This window comes from Pseudomonas sp. H1_D04, assembly GCF_054683855.1.
In genome coordinates this window covers 2,022,714-2,038,812 of sequence record NZ_CP162826.1, presented here as the reverse complement: position 1 = coordinate 2,038,812, position 16,099 = coordinate 2,022,714, and the positions used below count along the sequence as shown (strand labels likewise).

The window sequence follows — 16,099 nt, the reverse complement described above, 5'->3', positions numbered from 1 at the left end:
GCTTGTGGAGTCAGACTGATAGTCAACAAGATTATCAGCATCACAAGTTACTCCGCGAGAAATCAAAGATGTAACCAACGATTGCTGAGCCAAGTTTAGGGTTTCTTAAAAACCCAAAGATGTTTGAACTGAAGAGTTTGATCATGGCTCAGATTGAACGCTGGCGGCAGGCCTAACACATGCAAGTCGAGCGGTAGAGAGAAGCTTGCTTCTCTTGAGAGCGGCGGACGGGTGAGTAATGCCTAGGAATCTGCCTGGTAGTGGGGGATAACGTTCGGAAACGGACGCTAATACCGCATACGTCCTACGGGAGAAAGCAGGGGACCTTCGGGCCTTGCGCTATCAGATGAGCCTAGGTCGGATTAGCTAGTTGGTGAGGTAATGGCTCACCAAGGCGACGATCCGTAACTGGTCTGAGAGGATGATCAGTCACACTGGAACTGAGACACGGTCCAGACTCCTACGGGAGGCAGCAGTGGGGAATATTGGACAATGGGCGAAAGCCTGATCCAGCCATGCCGCGTGTGTGAAGAAGGTCTTCGGATTGTAAAGCACTTTAAGTTGGGAGGAAGGGCAGTTACCTAATACGTGATTGTTTTGACGTTACCGACAGAATAAGCACCGGCTAACTCTGTGCCAGCAGCCGCGGTAATACAGAGGGTGCAAGCGTTAATCGGAATTACTGGGCGTAAAGCGCGCGTAGGTGGTTTGTTAAGTTGGATGTGAAATCCCCGGGCTCAACCTGGGAACTGCATTCAAAACTGACTGACTAGAGTATGGTAGAGGGTGGTGGAATTTCCTGTGTAGCGGTGAAATGCGTAGATATAGGAAGGAACACCAGTGGCGAAGGCGACCACCTGGACTGATACTGACACTGAGGTGCGAAAGCGTGGGGAGCAAACAGGATTAGATACCCTGGTAGTCCACGCCGTAAACGATGTCAACTAGCCGTTGGGAGCCTTGAGCTCTTAGTGGCGCAGCTAACGCATTAAGTTGACCGCCTGGGGAGTACGGCCGCAAGGTTAAAACTCAAATGAATTGACGGGGGCCCGCACAAGCGGTGGAGCATGTGGTTTAATTCGAAGCAACGCGAAGAACCTTACCAGGCCTTGACATCCAATGAACTTTCTAGAGATAGATTGGTGCCTTCGGGAACATTGAGACAGGTGCTGCATGGCTGTCGTCAGCTCGTGTCGTGAGATGTTGGGTTAAGTCCCGTAACGAGCGCAACCCTTGTCCTTAGTTACCAGCACGTAATGGTGGGCACTCTAAGGAGACTGCCGGTGACAAACCGGAGGAAGGTGGGGATGACGTCAAGTCATCATGGCCCTTACGGCCTGGGCTACACACGTGCTACAATGGTCGGTACAGAGGGTTGCCAAGCCGCGAGGTGGAGCTAATCCCATAAAACCGATCGTAGTCCGGATCGCAGTCTGCAACTCGACTGCGTGAAGTCGGAATCGCTAGTAATCGCGAATCAGAATGTCGCGGTGAATACGTTCCCGGGCCTTGTACACACCGCCCGTCACACCATGGGAGTGGGTTGCACCAGAAGTAGCTAGTCTAACCTTCGGGAGGACGGTTACCACGGTGTGATTCATGACTGGGGTGAAGTCGTAACAAGGTAGCCGTAGGGGAACCTGCGGCTGGATCACCTCCTTAATCGACGACATCAGCTGCTCCATAAGTTCCCACACGAATTGCTTGATTCATTGAAGAAGACGATAAAGAAGCAGCCCGAAATTGGGTCTGTAGCTCAGTTGGTTAGAGCGCACCCCTGATAAGGGTGAGGTCGGCAGTTCGAATCTGCCCAGACCCACCAATTTTGTGTGGGAAACGCCTGTAGAAATACGGGGCCATAGCTCAGCTGGGAGAGCGCCTGCCTTGCACGCAGGAGGTCAACGGTTCGATCCCGTTTGGCTCCACCACTACTGCTTCTGTTTGTTGAAAGCTTAGAAATGAGCATTCCATTGTGATGATGGTGAATGTTGATTTCTAGTCTTTGATTAGATCGTTCTTTAAAAATTTGGGTATGTGATAGAAAGATAGACTGAACGTTACTTTCACTGGTAACGGATCAGGCTAAGGTAAAATTTGTGAGTGGCTCGAAAGAGTCAAATCGAATTTTCGGCGAATGTTGTCTTCACAGTATAACCAGATTGCTTGGGGTTATATGGTCAAGTGAAGAAGCGCATACGGTGGATGCCTTGGCAGTCAGAGGCGATGAAAGACGTGGTAGCCTGCGAAAAGCTTCGGGGAGTCGGCAAACAGACTTTGATCCGGAGATGTCTGAATGGGGGAACCCAGCCATCATAAGATGGTTATCTTACGCTGAATACATAGGCGTAAGAGGCGAACCAGGGGAACTGAAACATCTAAGTACCCTGAGGAAAAGAAATCAACCGAGATTCCCTTAGTAGTGGCGAGCGAACGGGGACTAGCCCTTAAGTGGCTTTGAGATTAGCGGAACGCTCTGGAAAGTGCGGCCATAGTGGGTGATAGCCCTGTACGCGAAAATCTCTTAGTCATGAAATCGAGTAGGACGGAGCACGAGAAACTTTGTCTGAATATGGGGGGACCATCCTCCAAGGCTAAATACTACTGACTGACCGATAGTGAACTAGTACCGTGAGGGAAAGGCGAAAAGAACCCCGGAGAGGGGAGTGAAATAGATCCTGAAACCGTATGCGTACAAGCAGTGGGAGCCCACTTTGTTGGGTGACTGCGTACCTTTTGTATAATGGGTCAGCGACTTATTTTCAGTGGCGAGCTTAACCGAATAGGGGAGGCGTAGCGAAAGCGAGTCTTAATAGGGCGTCTAGTCGCTGGGAATAGACCCGAAACCGGGCGATCTATCCATGGGCAGGTTGAAGGTTGGGTAACACTAACTGGAGGACCGAACCGACTACCGTTGAAAAGTTAGCGGATGACCTGTGGATCGGAGTGAAAGGCTAATCAAGCTCGGAGATAGCTGGTTCTCCTCGAAAGCTATTTAGGTAGCGCCTCATGTATCACTGTAGGGGGTAGAGCACTGTTTCGGCTAGGGGGTCATCCCGACTTACCAAACCGATGCAAACTCCGAATACCTACAAGTGCCGAGCATGGGAGACACACGGCGGGTGCTAACGTCCGTCGTGAAAAGGGAAACAACCCAGACCGTCAGCTAAGGTCCCAAAGTTATGGTTAAGTGGGAAACGATGTGGGAAGGCTTAGACAGCTAGGAGGTTGGCTTAGAAGCAGCCACCCTTTAAAGAAAGCGTAATAGCTCACTAGTCGAGTCGGCCTGCGCGGAAGATGTAACGGGGCTCAAACCATACACCGAAGCTACGGGTATCACGTAAGTGATGCGGTAGAGGAGCGTTCTGTAAGCCTGTGAAGGTGAGTTGAGAAGCTTGCTGGAGGTATCAGAAGTGCGAATGCTGACATGAGTAACGACAATGGGTGTGAAAAACACCCACGCCGAAAGACCAAGGTTTCCTGCGCAACGTTAATCGACGCAGGGTTAGTCGGTCCCTAAGGCGAGGCTGAAAAGCGTAGTCGATGGAAAACAGGTTAATATTCCTGTACTTCTGGTTATTGCGATGGAGGGACGGAGAAGGCTAGGCCAGCTTGGCGTTGGTTGTCCAAGTTTAAGGTGGTAGGCTGAGATCTTAGGTAAATCCGGGATCTTAAGGCCGAGAGCTGATGACGAGTTAACTTTTAGTTAACGAAGTGGTTGATGCCATGCTTCCAAGAAAAGCTTCTAAGCTTCAGGTAACCAGGAACCGTACCCCAAACCGACACAGGTGGTTGGGTAGAGAATACCAAGGCGCTTGAGAGAACTCGGGTGAAGGAACTAGGCAAAATGGCACCGTAACTTCGGGAGAAGGTGCGCCGGTGAGGGTGAAGGACTTGCTCCGTAAGCTCATGCCGGTCGAAGATACCAGGCCGCTGCGACTGTTTATTAAAAACACAGCACTCTGCAAACACGAAAGTGGACGTATAGGGTGTGACGCCTGCCCGGTGCCGGAAGGTTAATTGATGGGGTTAGCTAACGCGAAGCTCTTGATCGAAGCCCCGGTAAACGGCGGCCGTAACTATAACGGTCCTAAGGTAGCGAAATTCCTTGTCGGGTAAGTTCCGACCTGCACGAATGGCGTAACGATGGCGGCGCTGTCTCCACCCGAGACTCAGTGAAATTGAAATCGCTGTGAAGATGCAGTGTATCCGCGGCTAGACGGAAAGACCCCGTGAACCTTTACTATAGCTTTGCACTGGACTTTGAATTTGCTTGTGTAGGATAGGTGGGAGGCTTTGAAGCGTGGACGCCAGTCTGCGTGGAGCCAACCTTGAAATACCACCCTGGCAACTTTGAGGTTCTAACTCAGGTCCGTTATCCGGATCGAGGACAGTGTATGGTGGGTAGTTTGACTGGGGCGGTCTCCTCCTAAAGAGTAACGGAGGAGTACGAAGGTGCGCTCAGACCGGTCGGAAATCGGTCGTAGAGTATAAAGGCAAAAGCGCGCTTGACTGCGAGACAGACACGTCGAGCAGGTACGAAAGTAGGTCTTAGTGATCCGGTGGTTCTGTATGGAAGGGCCATCGCTCAACGGATAAAAGGTACTCCGGGGATAACAGGCTGATACCGCCCAAGAGTTCATATCGACGGCGGTGTTTGGCACCTCGATGTCGGCTCATCACATCCTGGGGCTGAAGCCGGTCCCAAGGGTATGGCTGTTCGCCATTTAAAGTGGTACGCGAGCTGGGTTTAGAACGTCGTGAGACAGTTCGGTCCCTATCTGCCGTGGACGTTTGAGATTTGAGAGGGGCTGCTCCTAGTACGAGAGGACCGGAGTGGACGAACCTCTGGTGTTCCGGTTGTCACGCCAGTGGCATTGCCGGGTAGCTATGTTCGGAATAGATAACCGCTGAAAGCATCTAAGCGGGAAACTAGCCTCAAGATGAGATCTCACTGGAACCTTGAGTTCCCTAAAGGGCCGTCGAAGACTACGACGTTGATAGGTTGGGTGTGTAAGCGCTGTGAGGCGTTGAGCTAACCAATACTAATTGCCCGTGAGGCTTGACCATATAACACCCAAGCAATTTGCTTGCTTCGAGCTGAAAAGCGAAAGAGCACCAGATTGCGGTGTGTGAAGACGAAATGAACCGAAAGTTCGACTCTTGCAAACACCGAAAGCTATCACATACCCAATTTGCTGAAGCGAGGCCAGCTGGTCGCGACTCAGTACCCGAATTTCTTGACGACCATAGAGCATTGGAACCACCTGATCCCATCCCGAACTCAGTAGTGAAACGATGCATCGCCGATGGTAGTGTGGGGTTTCCCCATGTGAGAGTAGGTCATCGTCAAGATTAAATTCCGAAACCCCATTTGCGAAAGCAGATGGGGTTTTGTTTTATGTAGAAACTCATGAATCTCATCGGCGCGATGCGAATGCAACGATCCGATACACAGAATTTCTTGACGACCATAGAGCATTGGAACCACCTGACCCCATCCCGAACTCAGTAGTGAAACGATGCATCGCCGATGGTAGTGTGGGGTTTCCCCATGTGAGAGTAGGTCATCGTCAAGATTAAATTCCAAAACCCCTGTCTGTTATACAGACAGGGGTTTTGTCGTTTAGAGGCGCTGGTGGGTGGGGGTCACAACAATGGCTCAGAACTGGTAACTTACCTTGCGCTTACGCTGCGCTCTTCACCCAGATAGCAGAAGTTCAGACTGGCATAGGACGCTACATAAGTTTCATTGGTCAGATTGTTAGCATTCAGCCTTATATCCACGCCCTTCAAGTCGACGTTACCTTAAAGGTATAGCTGCCCAGGAACTTAGCTCCATATGTGCTTCCAATTTCAGCCCCAGCGAGCGTACAGCGCCGACAGCACGATAAAAGCTTTCCTGCGTTAGCTTGGTTGCCAGATTTTCCTGATCAATTCGATCAGGTCTTGCAGATAAAACCCGGTCTGCTCCACCCGGCGCAAGTAGCTGGTAGGGCTGTAATAGCGGATAGCAGAGTTACCATAGGCTGGGTTAAACGCATTGATTGGCTCAAGCGACCCACTTGTCCAATCCACCACTGTTTACGCCCTTCATAGCCCGCACCTATCAGCATGGTTTGCTTGGTCGCCCTAGTGGAGATAGGCCTGTAACGTCAGTGAAGTGTCATCGGTAAAGTCGATGCTCAGACGGGACATCTGCGCCCATAGAGTAGTGAGGAAGGACCCTTGAGAATGTCCACGCGCTCCAGGAAGTACGGATGCAACTTGCATCGTGCTATAGGTGCCTCTGTCCCTCATTGACTTCAAGCCATCAAGGTAAATGTTATCCACCGAGCGATCATTTAAGCAGCGCATCGCACTGTAACCCCACCGAGTGCCGGTCCTGAGTTTGCGCTGGCATGCGGGACATAGTGACGCCTATCGGTCGTGAGAACTGATTGAGTACCTGGCTCAGTGGGCCTGCAGCTTTCTTGTAGGGTTGATTGACCTGCTCGGTGCGGGCTTCTGCCGCTGAGACACTGATGAGTACCGTACCGCTACCCAGCGCCGTCAACAGCAATGCTGCGCGTATGGCTTGACCCAATAGCGGGTAGGAAGAGTCGAGCGTGTTGCGGGGAAAACACGCTGGCATGTTCAGCATCTGTAGATGCCTGGTGAGCGCAGATTGACTGGCTCACTGTCTAAGCCGGACTCACGGAAAAAAGCCGCCAAAAAAGTGAAAAATTAGACCCTTCGCTCCAGGCTCACCCACCAACGCGTGCGATAGCGCACGTGTACCGGCAGTATGCGTGGCAGTATCGCTAGCAATTTATCGGTGTCCTCCAGGCGGAATGCACCCGACAGCCGTAGATCTGCAATATCCATTGAGCAGCCCAGATAACCAGGGCGATAACGCCCAACTTCTGCAAGGAAGTCGATCAACCGCATATTTCGGGTCACTAGCAGCCCATCTGACCAAGCAGCAATGTCCATATCTGGCGGCGGAGCAAGCATGGCTTCGGTCTGACGCACGACGTAACTCTCACCTGCGTGAACGCGCGTCGAAAGTCCATCCGGCCTGTGCGGTGAGTGAATCGCTACAGTACCGCTGACCACATTCAAGCGTGTGCAGTCACTGTACTGACGAACTGTAAAACGCCCTTCGATGCCTTCCAGCAAGCCGTGTTGAGCTTGAACCAACAATGGGGCAGAGGAAGCAGCACTGCAGGTCACTAGGATTTCCCCACGCACCAATGTGATCAGACGCTGCTGCGCATTGAAGTCCAGGTCTACCGCGCTGTCTGTGTTGAGTTGCAGGCGAGTGCCATCGGGCAATTGCATGCTGCGGCGCTCGCCGGGGGCTGTTGCTAGGTCAGAAGTCCAGCGCTGCAAACCGGTCAGGTCCCGGCTTAGCCATACTGTTGAGCCCACCAGCAGTGCGCCGGCCAATAACTTCAGTGCCTGCCGCCGTCCCAGGCCTTGTGTACTGTTTTCCAGTGCTTTATGTACCCCGGGGATCGCGGTCAGATGGCTATTGAGCTCCTGTTGTAGCGCCAGTACCCGTTGCCAGGCCAGTTCGTGATCATGATGATCTTCGCGCCATTGCTCGCATTGCAGGCGCAGCCGTGTATTGGCGGGGTTGTGACGTAAGCGCAGCATCCAACTGATGGCCTGCTTGACCACCCTAGAGTCTGGCCCGGAGCGTGTGGTGTTATTCATTGGCGCCGTAACGCAGGACGGAGCAGTAGTAAAGCGCCTCGGCGACATAACGCTCAACTGACCTCAGTGATATACCCATCTGTTTTGTGATCAGCTTGTACGTTAGCCAATCACACTGAACCATCAGAAATACCTTACGCACCTCAGGTTTTAGCCCTTCCAAAAGCCGGGCGATGTCCTCCAGTAACTCCAATACCAACGCCCGCGCCTCAGCGCTTGGCGCCAGCGCTTCGGACAGATGGGCGATTGACTCGATATAGGCTCGTTCGATCTCCTCGCGGCGCCAGTGATCAACGACCACCCCTCGTGCACTTGTGCGCAACAATGCCCGTAGCGCCTTGAGTTCAAAACGTTCGATTCTCTACAGCAGTCGCATGAAGGCGTTTTGAGGCAGTTCTGCTGCATCTGCGACACTGGCCATACGACCGCGCAGCCACGTGTTAAGCCAGTTGTGGTGGGTGCAGTAAAGCGTCTGCACAACGCTATCTTCACGCGAGGTGTATTCAGAGGGAGGCCTGTAAACGAGCTCGTCCAGACGCCACAGATGTCAATTTGTCTCAGTGCTTGGCAGGCGGAAAAATTTTTTACTTCGCTCCTTGTACGACAACCTTTTGTCGGTTTCCTACCTAAAAAGAAGATCTTTCCCACAAATCACTAAGTTTTACTTCGGTGTGGCCGAAAGCCTGATAAGCCATGTGTGCACCGAAATAGAGCGGCCCGAGACGCTGCCTAGACCGTACATGGAATGCTCCATTCGGCCCGCTCACCCCCCTTTGGCAAAAAGAAGTCGATGAAATGAATCTCAAGTTCAGTCATAAAATTTTGTTGGCCGCGTCAGGCGTCGTGGTTCTAGCCTTCGCGTTATTTACTCTTTACAACGACTACCTGCAGCGCAGCACCATCAAGCAGAACCTGGAGTCGTCTATCCAGCAGTCGGGTGAGCTCACCGCCAGCAGTGTGCAGAACTGGCTCAGCGGTCGGATATTGGTGCTCGAAAGTCTGACGCAAAACGTTGCCCACCAAGGCAGTGCGGCTGACCTCCCGGGGTTGGTCGATCAACCGGCGTTCACCTCGAACTTCCAGTTCACCTACGTTGGTCAAACCAACGGCGTGTTCACCCAGCGTCCCGACGCAAAGATGCCTGACGGCTACGACCCTCGCCAGCGTCCCTGGTACAAGCAAGCGGTGGCTGCCGATAAGCCCATGCTGACGCCGCCCTATATGGCCGCAGTGGGTGGGCAGATCGTAACGATCGCCATGCCGGTGAAAAAGAACGGCGAGTTGCTCGGTGTGGTCGGCGGTGACCTGAGCCTGCAAACCCTGGTGAAGATCATCAACTCGGTGGACTTCGGCGGTATCGGCCATGCGTTCCTGGTCAGCGGCGACGGCCAAGTCATCGTCAGCCCTGACGAAGACCAAGTGATGAAAAACCTCAAGGACATCTATCCAGGTACCAGCGTCCGGATTGAGAAAGTTAACCAGGAGGTCGTCCTCAAAGGTCAGGACCGCATCCTGTCGTTCACGCCTATCAGCGGTTTGCCCGGTGCTGATTGGTATATCGGTCTGTCGATCGATAAAGACAAAGCCTATGCACCGCTGGGCAAATTCCGCACGTCCGCGTTGATCGCCATGCTGATCGCTGTTGTCGCGATTGCGGTGCTCTTGAGCCTGCTGATTCAAGTATTGCTGCGCCCTCTGACCACCATGGGCATTGCCATGCAGGACATCGCCCAGGGTGAGGGTGACCTGACCCGCCGTTTGACGGTTACCAGCAAAGACGAGTTCGGTGAAGTGGGCAGTGCGTTCAACCGGTTCGTAGAACGTATCCACGCCTCGATTTCCGAAGTGTCTTCAGCAACGCGCCAGGTGCATGACCTGTCCCAGCGTGTGATGGCGTCCTCCAACGCTTCGATCATAGGCTCTGACGAGCAGAGCGCACGTACCAACAGCGTCGCCGCAGCAATCAACGAGCTGGGCGCCGCTACTCAGGAAATCGCCCGTAACGCCGCTGACGCCTCACAGCACGCCAGTGGTGCCAGCGAGCAGGCCGACGATGGGCGCAAAGTGGTTGAGCAAACCATCCTGGCAATGTCGGAACTGTCGCAAAAGATCAGCCTGTCCTGCACCCAGATCGAAACGCTGAACGCCAGCACCGACAACATCGGCCACATCCTTGATGTGATCAAAGGCATCTCCCAGCAAACCAACTTGCTGGCATTGAACGCGGCAATCGAAGCAGCACGTGCTGGTGAAGCCGGACGCGGGTTCGCCGTGGTCGCCGATGAGGTGCGTAACCTGGCTCACCGTACCCAGGAGTCGGCTGAAGAGATTCATAAGATGATCACTTCGCTGCAAGTGGGCTCGCGTGAGGCGGTGACCACCATGAATGCCAGCCAGACCTCCAGCGAAGAAAGCGTTCAGGTGGCCAACCAGGCCGGTGAGCGCCTGGTCAGCGTAACGCAGCGAATCGTCGAGATCGACGGCATGAACCAGTCCGTGGCCGCCGCTACTGAGGAACAGACTGCCGTGGTGGAAACCCTCAACGTCGACATCAACCAGATCAACCTGCTGAACCAGCAAGGTGTGACCAACCTCAACGAAACCCTGAAAGACTGCGATGCGCTGTCTCAACAGGCCAATCGGTTGAAGCAGTTGGTCGATAGCTTCAAAATTTGATCTGCTGAGTGTGTAGGAGCGAGCGATCTCGCTCCTATCGCTTACCCAGCAAGCGGCGAACATTCTCCAGGGCGCCATCGGCGAACCCCTGCACAAACTGCTCAAATCCCACCTGTGCTGCGTCTAAGGGCTCGGCAATGATGGTCCAGGTTACCCTGGAGCAGTGCTCTCCAAGAGCGTCTACTTTGATTGCCGCCCACAGCCTGGCCACGCCCAGGGTGTTGTAGATCGTGGTCCAGGTCATGTGCATCGCGTGCTCATCCCAGCTATTTAGCTGTTCCACCACTCGGTTGCCATCGCGGAAAAATTTCGTGCGTAAGGCGCCCACACCGGTGCCGGTCATTTCGATATGCGTCAGGGCCGGTATGAAGGTATCGAAGCCTGCAAACCGTCCCACCGTGTTCCATAGGCGGGTGGCATGGCAGTCGATCACCACAGAGGCCACGATCGGCCGGCCGTTTGGGTTATGAATTAACGTATCGGGTTGCAGCGGTTTCATGAAGTTGTCCTGAAGCGGTTCAGAGAAAGCCGATGGTCTTAAGGTAATTGCAGCCTCTACTCAGCAGCACCGCGTTCTTTTCGGGGTACTGCTCGCCCATCTGCTGGACGCCGTGTTGTGCGTTGTCATGACGGATCATCAACGTGTCGCCAATGTCTTCATCCAGTCGATCCAGGTAAAACCCGATTACGCCAAACAACGCATTGTCCTGGCCCGCTGTTCGCAGCGCCTGCTGCCAACGCGCAGTACTCACCCGTTCGAACCGATGGCCCGCCCGGCTGAACGCATCCAGGTAGTGATCCCAGCTCAATGGCTGTGGGTTGTGCAGGTTGAATACGCTTCTGTCCGCTTCAAAGCGCGTGCAGTGGTAAGCAATGAATCGAGCCAGGAAGTCCACGGGCATTAGGTCGAAATTCAGATCCAGCCGAGGCAACATTCCCAACTGCAGAGACCCCTTAAGCATCAGCATCAGGCGATTCTTCTGCGGCTGACAGACACCGTTGCGACTGTTGAAGCTGATATTTCCAGGGCGATGGATATTTACCCAGGCACCTTGCGCGACCGCACGCCCCAACACTCGCTCGGCTGCCCACTTGGATAGGTTGTAGCCATTGCGGATATACAGCGGCAGGGTGGTCGCAGCCGGTGCTTCTAGCACATACCCTTGCGGGTCGATGCTGCTGGACGCCGACAACGTTGAGACAAAGTTGAAGACCTTCTTGCAGCGGGTTTCGCACAGGCGCAGGCATTCGAATATGGGTTCAACGTTGTCTCTGGCCAGTGACGCGTAGTCCATCACGTGGTTGACCTGCGCCGCGTTATGCACCAGCACGCCAAAGTCTGCGGCGAGCGTGTCATACACCTCGCAGGTCAAACCCAATCGCGGCAGGCTGATGTCGGCGGCGACTACCCGTACCCGGCTCAAGTCCAGGTGTTCCAGGTGGTATTCGCGCAGCGACTGGGTAAAGCGTGCCATTGCAGGCTTCCCCGGCATCTCACGTACCAGGCATGCCACCTCGGTTACACCAGAGGCCAGCAATGCTTCGACAATATGGACGCCGACGAAACTGTTGGCCCCCGTCACAATCACCTTGTGCGGATCACCAGCGCAATTCCTATGCAAGGGAGTGATCACCCAATCCCGTTGGGCATCCAAGACTGCCTGGCCAGAGGATGCGTCGGGTGGTTCTCCGTCCTCCATCAGCGTTGCGAGCGTACGAATCGTCGGAACTTCAATGAAGTGGCTCAACGCGAAACTACGGCCAAATTGCTCGCGAACACGCAGTAAGAGAGTCGACAGCAAAATTGAATGGCCGCCCAACGCGAAGAAGCTTTCGTCGATGGACAACTGATGGCTGGGCACACCCAGCAGCTCGCGCCACACCTCGCTCAATCGTGCCTGAAGCGGTGTGTGTGCAGCCCGGTGCGCAGCGCTGAAAATCGGTTGGAAGGGGAGCCCCAGCAGCGTCTTCCGGTCGACCTTGCCGTTGTTGGTGTACGGCATGCCTGGCAGTTCCACCCAGAAACCGGGTTGCATATAGTCCGGTAGCCGGTGGCGCGCATGCTGCTGCAGGGCCACCAGCGTGGCGCCGGGTGCGGGCTGGGCGACAAAGACGCAGATCCTGCTTTCATGGTCGATCACTACCGCCAGTTCGCGATACAGCCGGCTATTGCGCAGGCATTGTTCAATCTCTCGGGGTTCGACCCGGAAACCGCGGATCTTCACCTGATCGTCGCGACGCCCACCCAGCACAATCCCTTGGGCCGTCCACTGTGCCAAGTCGCCGCTGCGGTAGGCCCGCAGCGGTTGGCCGCTCGGCATCAGCAGTTCGACGAATGGGCTTTCAGCCTGATGCGGCGCATTCACATAGCCCAGACTTAATCCGGGGCCGACGATGTACAACTCGCCCATCACCTCTTCATCCACAGGTTGCAGATCGTCATCGAGTATCAGCACCTGGCTATTGGCGATGGGGTGGCCAACGTTGCGATTATTGTCATCGGGTGCGAGCGTCCGGTGCGTAATCAGCACTGTGGTTTCGGTGGGGCCATAGAGGTTGTGAAGCTGACACTGCGCTGCCAGTCGCTCGATGACATGGGGTTCGCAGGCATCGCCACCGGTGAGCAGGTGCGTCACACCCAAGGGTTGATCCAGCGGCAGGATATTGAGCAGCGCGGGCGGTAGGAAGGCATGGGTAACGCACTGTCGACGGAGCAGTTCCACCAGTTGCTCAGGGTCGCGTCGTTGCTCTTCACTGGGCACGATCAACTGCGCACCTGCAATCAGCGCAGGGAAAATGTCGATCAATGACGAGTCGAAACCCAGGGGCGAAAACTGTAGAACGCGGCTCCATTCATCTGGCTTCATGCAGGACCCAAGCCAAGCAGTGAAGTGCGCCAGGTTACCTTGACTGAGGAGCACCCCCTTGGGCTGGCCCGTGCTGCCAGAGGTATAGAGCACCATGCACGGCATATCCGAGCAGGGGCGATTGTGCATCAACAGATGAGCAAATTTGAGGGTGTGTGGCTTAACGGTGCTGACATCGAGTGAAGTGAAATGCGCCCGTAACGGGTGCTGGCCGGTATCCAGCAACACTTGAGCCCCGGCGCTTGCGAGCATGGTCTGATGCCGTTTAAGAGGCTGCTCAGATTCCAGTGGCAGGTACACCGCGCCACAGCCGAGCAGCGCAAGAATGCTGGCGTACAGTTCGATGGACTTTTCCATGCACACGCCAACTATCCACGGCGTTTCAACAGCCTCCAGCAAGGGCTGTAATCGTTGCTGGATTGCTATGGCTTGAAGGTGCAACTCGCGGTAGGTCACCGTGTGCCCGGCGATATTCAGAGCCGTCCGGTCAGCGAAGGCACAAAGGCTGGACTGGAGCTGTTCGATCACAGGCACCTGGGCTTTCTGGATCAGGTTGGGGTCTGCCGTACGATTGAATCGGTGCATAAAGGCCAGCGTCTCCAGCCCCCGCAAGCTCTGCTCGGGCCAGTCAGTGGCAATCGCGCTCGTAGAGAGAGCCCCGGGATCACGTGAAAAACCACTGACGAGCAGCGCGACCCAGTCCACCACTGTGTCTGTGACCTGCCGACGCAGTCGCTGGCCGTTACCACTGGGTTCTTCGGCGATGTCCAGCACGGCAGACAAACGTCGCTCACGGTCATAGGCGCGCAATTGCAACAGGGGCAACCCGCAATCGGTTACCGGACCGACCCCAAGGCGCAGACTTATACAGGACGCTTTGCCCACGTCATCTGGCAACGGCAGGCTACCGTCTTCAATCCACAGGTCGATGTTCTTATCGCCCGACACATGCCCGTATTGCTCCAATACGGGCCTGATGGCGCCAAGTGCCTTGCTTGTTCCGAGCCAGCCGATTGTCAGGCACCTCATGGCGACACCGGCAGGTAGTCGTTCAGCGCCTGCGTCACACTTGGCGTTTGCAGCAAGCCGCTGTGTTGCAGGAAACCCATGATATTGCCCATCAACGGGTGCTGGCGGGTGATGGGAAACGCCAGCGCTGCGACTTCATCGCGCAGCTTCCCGCGTAGGCGGTTGCTGATGTCGAGGTGCTCGATCAGTTGCAGGTCGAAGTTTTTCTGCAGGTCGTTGGTCAGGTAATGCGCCAGGAATGTGGGCAGTACCTGAGCGATGCTGTCACGGTCGTCCGGGCTCGCGGTTTGCCAGTAAATACGCACCAGCCGGGTCCAGAACTGCGCGTGGCGGCCTTCGTCAAACAGGTGGTCGGCCATCAAGCCACGAACAGAAGCTTTGACACTGCTGTCCTTAGAGAACGCTGCGACATCGTGGGTTACGGTGTTTTCGGCGATAGCCACGCCAATCAGTTCCACAGCATCGCTCAAATGAGCGGGGGCCTGCGCCTGTGCCGCCGGCAGCGCACGGCTCAGTTCGATATGCTCCGGCAGGTCGAGCGGTTGTATGCCGGTCATTTCCACTGTCTGTTGCAGGAAATCCAGCGCTACCAGGGCGTGGTAGTCCTCATCCACCACCACCGTCATCGCATCAACGCGACAGGCTAGGGGGAAGGGTAGCGAGAAGCGATTCTTGGCAATATTGCGCGCAGTTTTTTCGACGATTTCGGTTTCAAAAATGACCACGTCGTTGATGAATTTGTAGAAGCTTTGCACCAGCACGAAGTCGCGCCATTGTGCGCAGTGTTCAACAAAGGTCTTGCTGAGTACCAAGGGCTGGCGGCACATCGGATAGATCAGATTGTCATCGTTTTCCAGCAAGCGGCGAGGGCGTGTACGGATGGTCGCGCGGCGTTCCCAGTCGTCGGCGATGGGGGTGTAGCCCGCGGTATTCATGGGCGCACCTCTTGCAGCGCGGCCCGCACCTCGTCCCAGAACGTGATACGGCTTTCTACGGCGGCGAGGGCTGCTTCGTCGGCTTGTTGCGGGTAACTCGGAGCCACTGCCAGCAAGCGTTCGAGCAACTGCTCAGCTGCCGGCCCATGATGCTCAGCGTCTAACTCGACGTGGCGCTCGAAGTAGCCGCACAAGGTGGGTGCTTGGCGATGGATAAACGTATCAGTCTGCAGGATGCGTTCGAACATGCGTGGGACGACACACTCACGGCCATGAAGGAATACGGCGGCTACACAATGGGTGGGTGCGTTCAGTGCCATGTGCAATGTGTCGCTGACGAAGCGTGCAGCACCAGCAGGAGCGTTCGACATGCTCAGGGCAGTATTTGCATCAACGCCTTGGTGTTGCAGTGCAATGAAACGGTTTATCGACGAGGTGCTGGCGCCGACTTCGACCATGGCTTCCAAGTACAACTCGAAGTGGCTGCAATAGCCTTGCCTGGGGTGTGAGTCTGACTCTTCGCCCAGCACTATCTCATTGATCAGGCGTGCAGCGTTCGGGTCGGCCGGTGGCAGCCAAGGCAGGCGAGTGCATGTCAGGTCCTGTTGCAGGCGTTTGGTGAGTGTCATGAAGTCCCAAACTGCAAACACATGGTGCTCCATGAATAGTTGTAATTTTTGCAGTGAGGTTATTTCCAGAAATAACGGATGGCTGCACAACTTCAGTTTTCTTTTTTCAAGTAATGGTGGGTACATGGTTGATGCCTATGAGTTGTTGCGTCTGCTGTTTAAGCAGTATTGGGTTGTTGTGAGTGGCAAGGAGATAAAGAGATATAAGCCAGACTTGGCGCGCACAAACGCTCGCGCGATTGGGGCTGCGCCGTCGAGTTAAGTG

The 16,099-nt window shown here is 54.9% G+C and carries 7 protein-coding genes, 2 tRNA genes, 4 rRNA genes and 2 pseudogenes; 7 read left to right on the top strand and 8 right to left on the bottom strand.

Features of this window, described 5'->3' with window-relative positions:
- Positions 1-125 precede the first annotated feature (125 nt).
- From AB4N82_RS09275 to rrf (AB4N82_RS09250), 6 genes are all read left to right on the top strand, one after another.
- Positions 126-1,662 (top strand): 16S ribosomal RNA (locus AB4N82_RS09275).
- Positions 1,663-1,745: 83 nt separating this feature from the next.
- Positions 1,746-1,822, top strand: a tRNA-Ile gene (locus AB4N82_RS09270).
- A gap of 30 nt (positions 1,823-1,852) precedes the next feature.
- Positions 1,853-1,928, top strand: a tRNA-Ala gene (locus AB4N82_RS09265).
- A 247-nt stretch (positions 1,929-2,175) separates the two neighbouring features.
- A 23S ribosomal RNA gene (locus AB4N82_RS09260) occupies positions 2,176-5,067 on the top strand.
- Positions 5,068-5,236: 169 nt separating this feature from the next.
- Positions 5,237-5,352 (top strand): 5S ribosomal RNA (gene rrf, locus AB4N82_RS09255).
- 108 nt (positions 5,353-5,460) lie between these two features.
- Positions 5,461-5,576, top strand: a 5S ribosomal RNA gene (rrf, locus tag AB4N82_RS09250).
- The 16S, 23S and 5S rRNA genes sit together here with 2 tRNA genes alongside, the layout of an rRNA operon.
- Before the next feature lie 83 nt (positions 5,577-5,659).
- Here the strand turns inward: rrf (AB4N82_RS09250) and AB4N82_RS09245 are convergent.
- The 4 genes and pseudogenes from AB4N82_RS09245 to AB4N82_RS09230 all read right to left on the bottom strand — a co-directional run.
- Positions 5,660-6,372, bottom strand: a pseudogene (locus AB4N82_RS09245) (TonB-dependent receptor plug domain-containing protein); the annotation flags it as partial.
- Positions 6,338-6,640: a hypothetical protein gene (locus tag AB4N82_RS09240; protein ID WP_241089536.1), complete on the bottom strand. Its 303-nt coding sequence runs from the start codon at positions 6,638-6,640 to the stop codon at positions 6,338-6,340. The gene AB4N82_RS09240 and the pseudogene AB4N82_RS09245, both read right to left, overlap by 35 nt.
- A gap of 83 nt (positions 6,641-6,723) precedes the next feature.
- Positions 6,724-7,698 (bottom strand): FecR domain-containing protein, encoded by a 975-nt coding sequence (locus AB4N82_RS09235; RefSeq protein WP_122764455.1) that lies wholly within the window; start codon positions 7,696-7,698, stop codon positions 6,724-6,726.
- Positions 7,691-8,119: pseudogene (locus AB4N82_RS09230) on the bottom strand (sigma-70 family RNA polymerase sigma factor). The gene AB4N82_RS09235 and the pseudogene AB4N82_RS09230 overlap by 8 nt, the downstream one beginning before the upstream one ends.
- 374 nt (positions 8,120-8,493) lie before the next feature.
- On the opposite strand from AB4N82_RS09230, the gene AB4N82_RS09225 reads away from it, so the two are divergent.
- The gene (locus AB4N82_RS09225) at positions 8,494-10,374 is read left to right on the top strand and encodes a methyl-accepting chemotaxis protein (RefSeq protein WP_032884796.1); all 1,881 of its coding nucleotides are present in this window, start codon (positions 8,494-8,496) and stop codon (positions 10,372-10,374) included.
- A gap of 34 nt (positions 10,375-10,408) precedes the next feature.
- Here AB4N82_RS09225 and AB4N82_RS09220 read toward each other — a convergent pair whose 3' ends face one another.
- Genes AB4N82_RS09220 through AB4N82_RS09205 form a run of 4 tightly spaced genes read right to left on the bottom strand, consistent with a single transcriptional unit; the run spans position 10,409 to position 15,960 of the window.
- Positions 10,409-10,873 carry an SRPBCC family protein gene (locus AB4N82_RS09220; protein ID WP_032884798.1) on the bottom strand — a complete coding sequence of 155 codons (465 nt, stop codon included), beginning with the start codon at positions 10,871-10,873 and terminating at the stop codon, positions 10,409-10,411.
- Between the two features lie 19 nt (positions 10,874-10,892).
- Entirely contained in the window at positions 10,893-14,270 is a 3,378-nt protein-coding gene (locus AB4N82_RS09215) for an amino acid adenylation domain-containing protein (protein ID WP_460104842.1), read from the bottom strand.
- Positions 14,267-15,205, bottom strand: coding sequence for a diiron oxygenase (locus AB4N82_RS09210; protein WP_122764458.1), 939 nt, complete (start codon positions 15,203-15,205; stop codon positions 14,267-14,269). The genes AB4N82_RS09215 and AB4N82_RS09210 overlap by 4 nt, the downstream gene beginning before the upstream one ends.
- Positions 15,202-15,960 carry a DUF3050 domain-containing protein gene (locus AB4N82_RS09205; protein ID WP_122764459.1) on the bottom strand — a complete coding sequence of 253 codons (759 nt, stop codon included), beginning with the start codon at positions 15,958-15,960 and terminating at the stop codon, positions 15,202-15,204. Before AB4N82_RS09205 ends, AB4N82_RS09210 begins: the two co-directional genes overlap by 4 nt.
- Between the last annotated feature and the right edge of the window lie 139 nt (positions 15,961-16,099).

What these genes read in the sequence shown, in the direction of transcription:
- AB4N82_RS09240 (WP_241089536.1), bottom strand. Translation starts at nt 6,640, where the DNA reads ATGCTGAACATGCCAGCGTGTTTTCCCCGCAACACGCTCGACTCTTCC.
- AB4N82_RS09235 (WP_122764455.1), bottom strand. Translation starts at nt 7,698, where the DNA reads ATGAATAACACCACACGCTCCGGGCCAGACTCTAGGGTGGTCAAGCAG.
- AB4N82_RS09225 (WP_032884796.1), top strand. Translation starts at nt 8,494, where the DNA reads ATGAATCTCAAGTTCAGTCATAAAATTTTGTTGGCCGCGTCAGGCGTC.
- AB4N82_RS09220 (WP_032884798.1), bottom strand. Translation starts at nt 10,873, where the DNA reads ATGAAACCGCTGCAACCCGATACGTTAATTCATAACCCAAACGGCCGG.
- AB4N82_RS09215 (WP_460104842.1), bottom strand. Translation starts at nt 14,270, where the DNA reads ATGAGGTGCCTGACAATCGGCTGGCTCGGAACAAGCAAGGCACTTGGC.
- AB4N82_RS09210 (WP_122764458.1), bottom strand. Translation starts at nt 15,205, where the DNA reads ATGAATACCGCGGGCTACACCCCCATCGCCGACGACTGGGAACGCCGC.
- AB4N82_RS09205 (WP_122764459.1), bottom strand. Translation starts at nt 15,960, where the DNA reads ATGTACCCACCATTACTTGAAAAAAGAAAACTGAAGTTGTGCAGCCAT.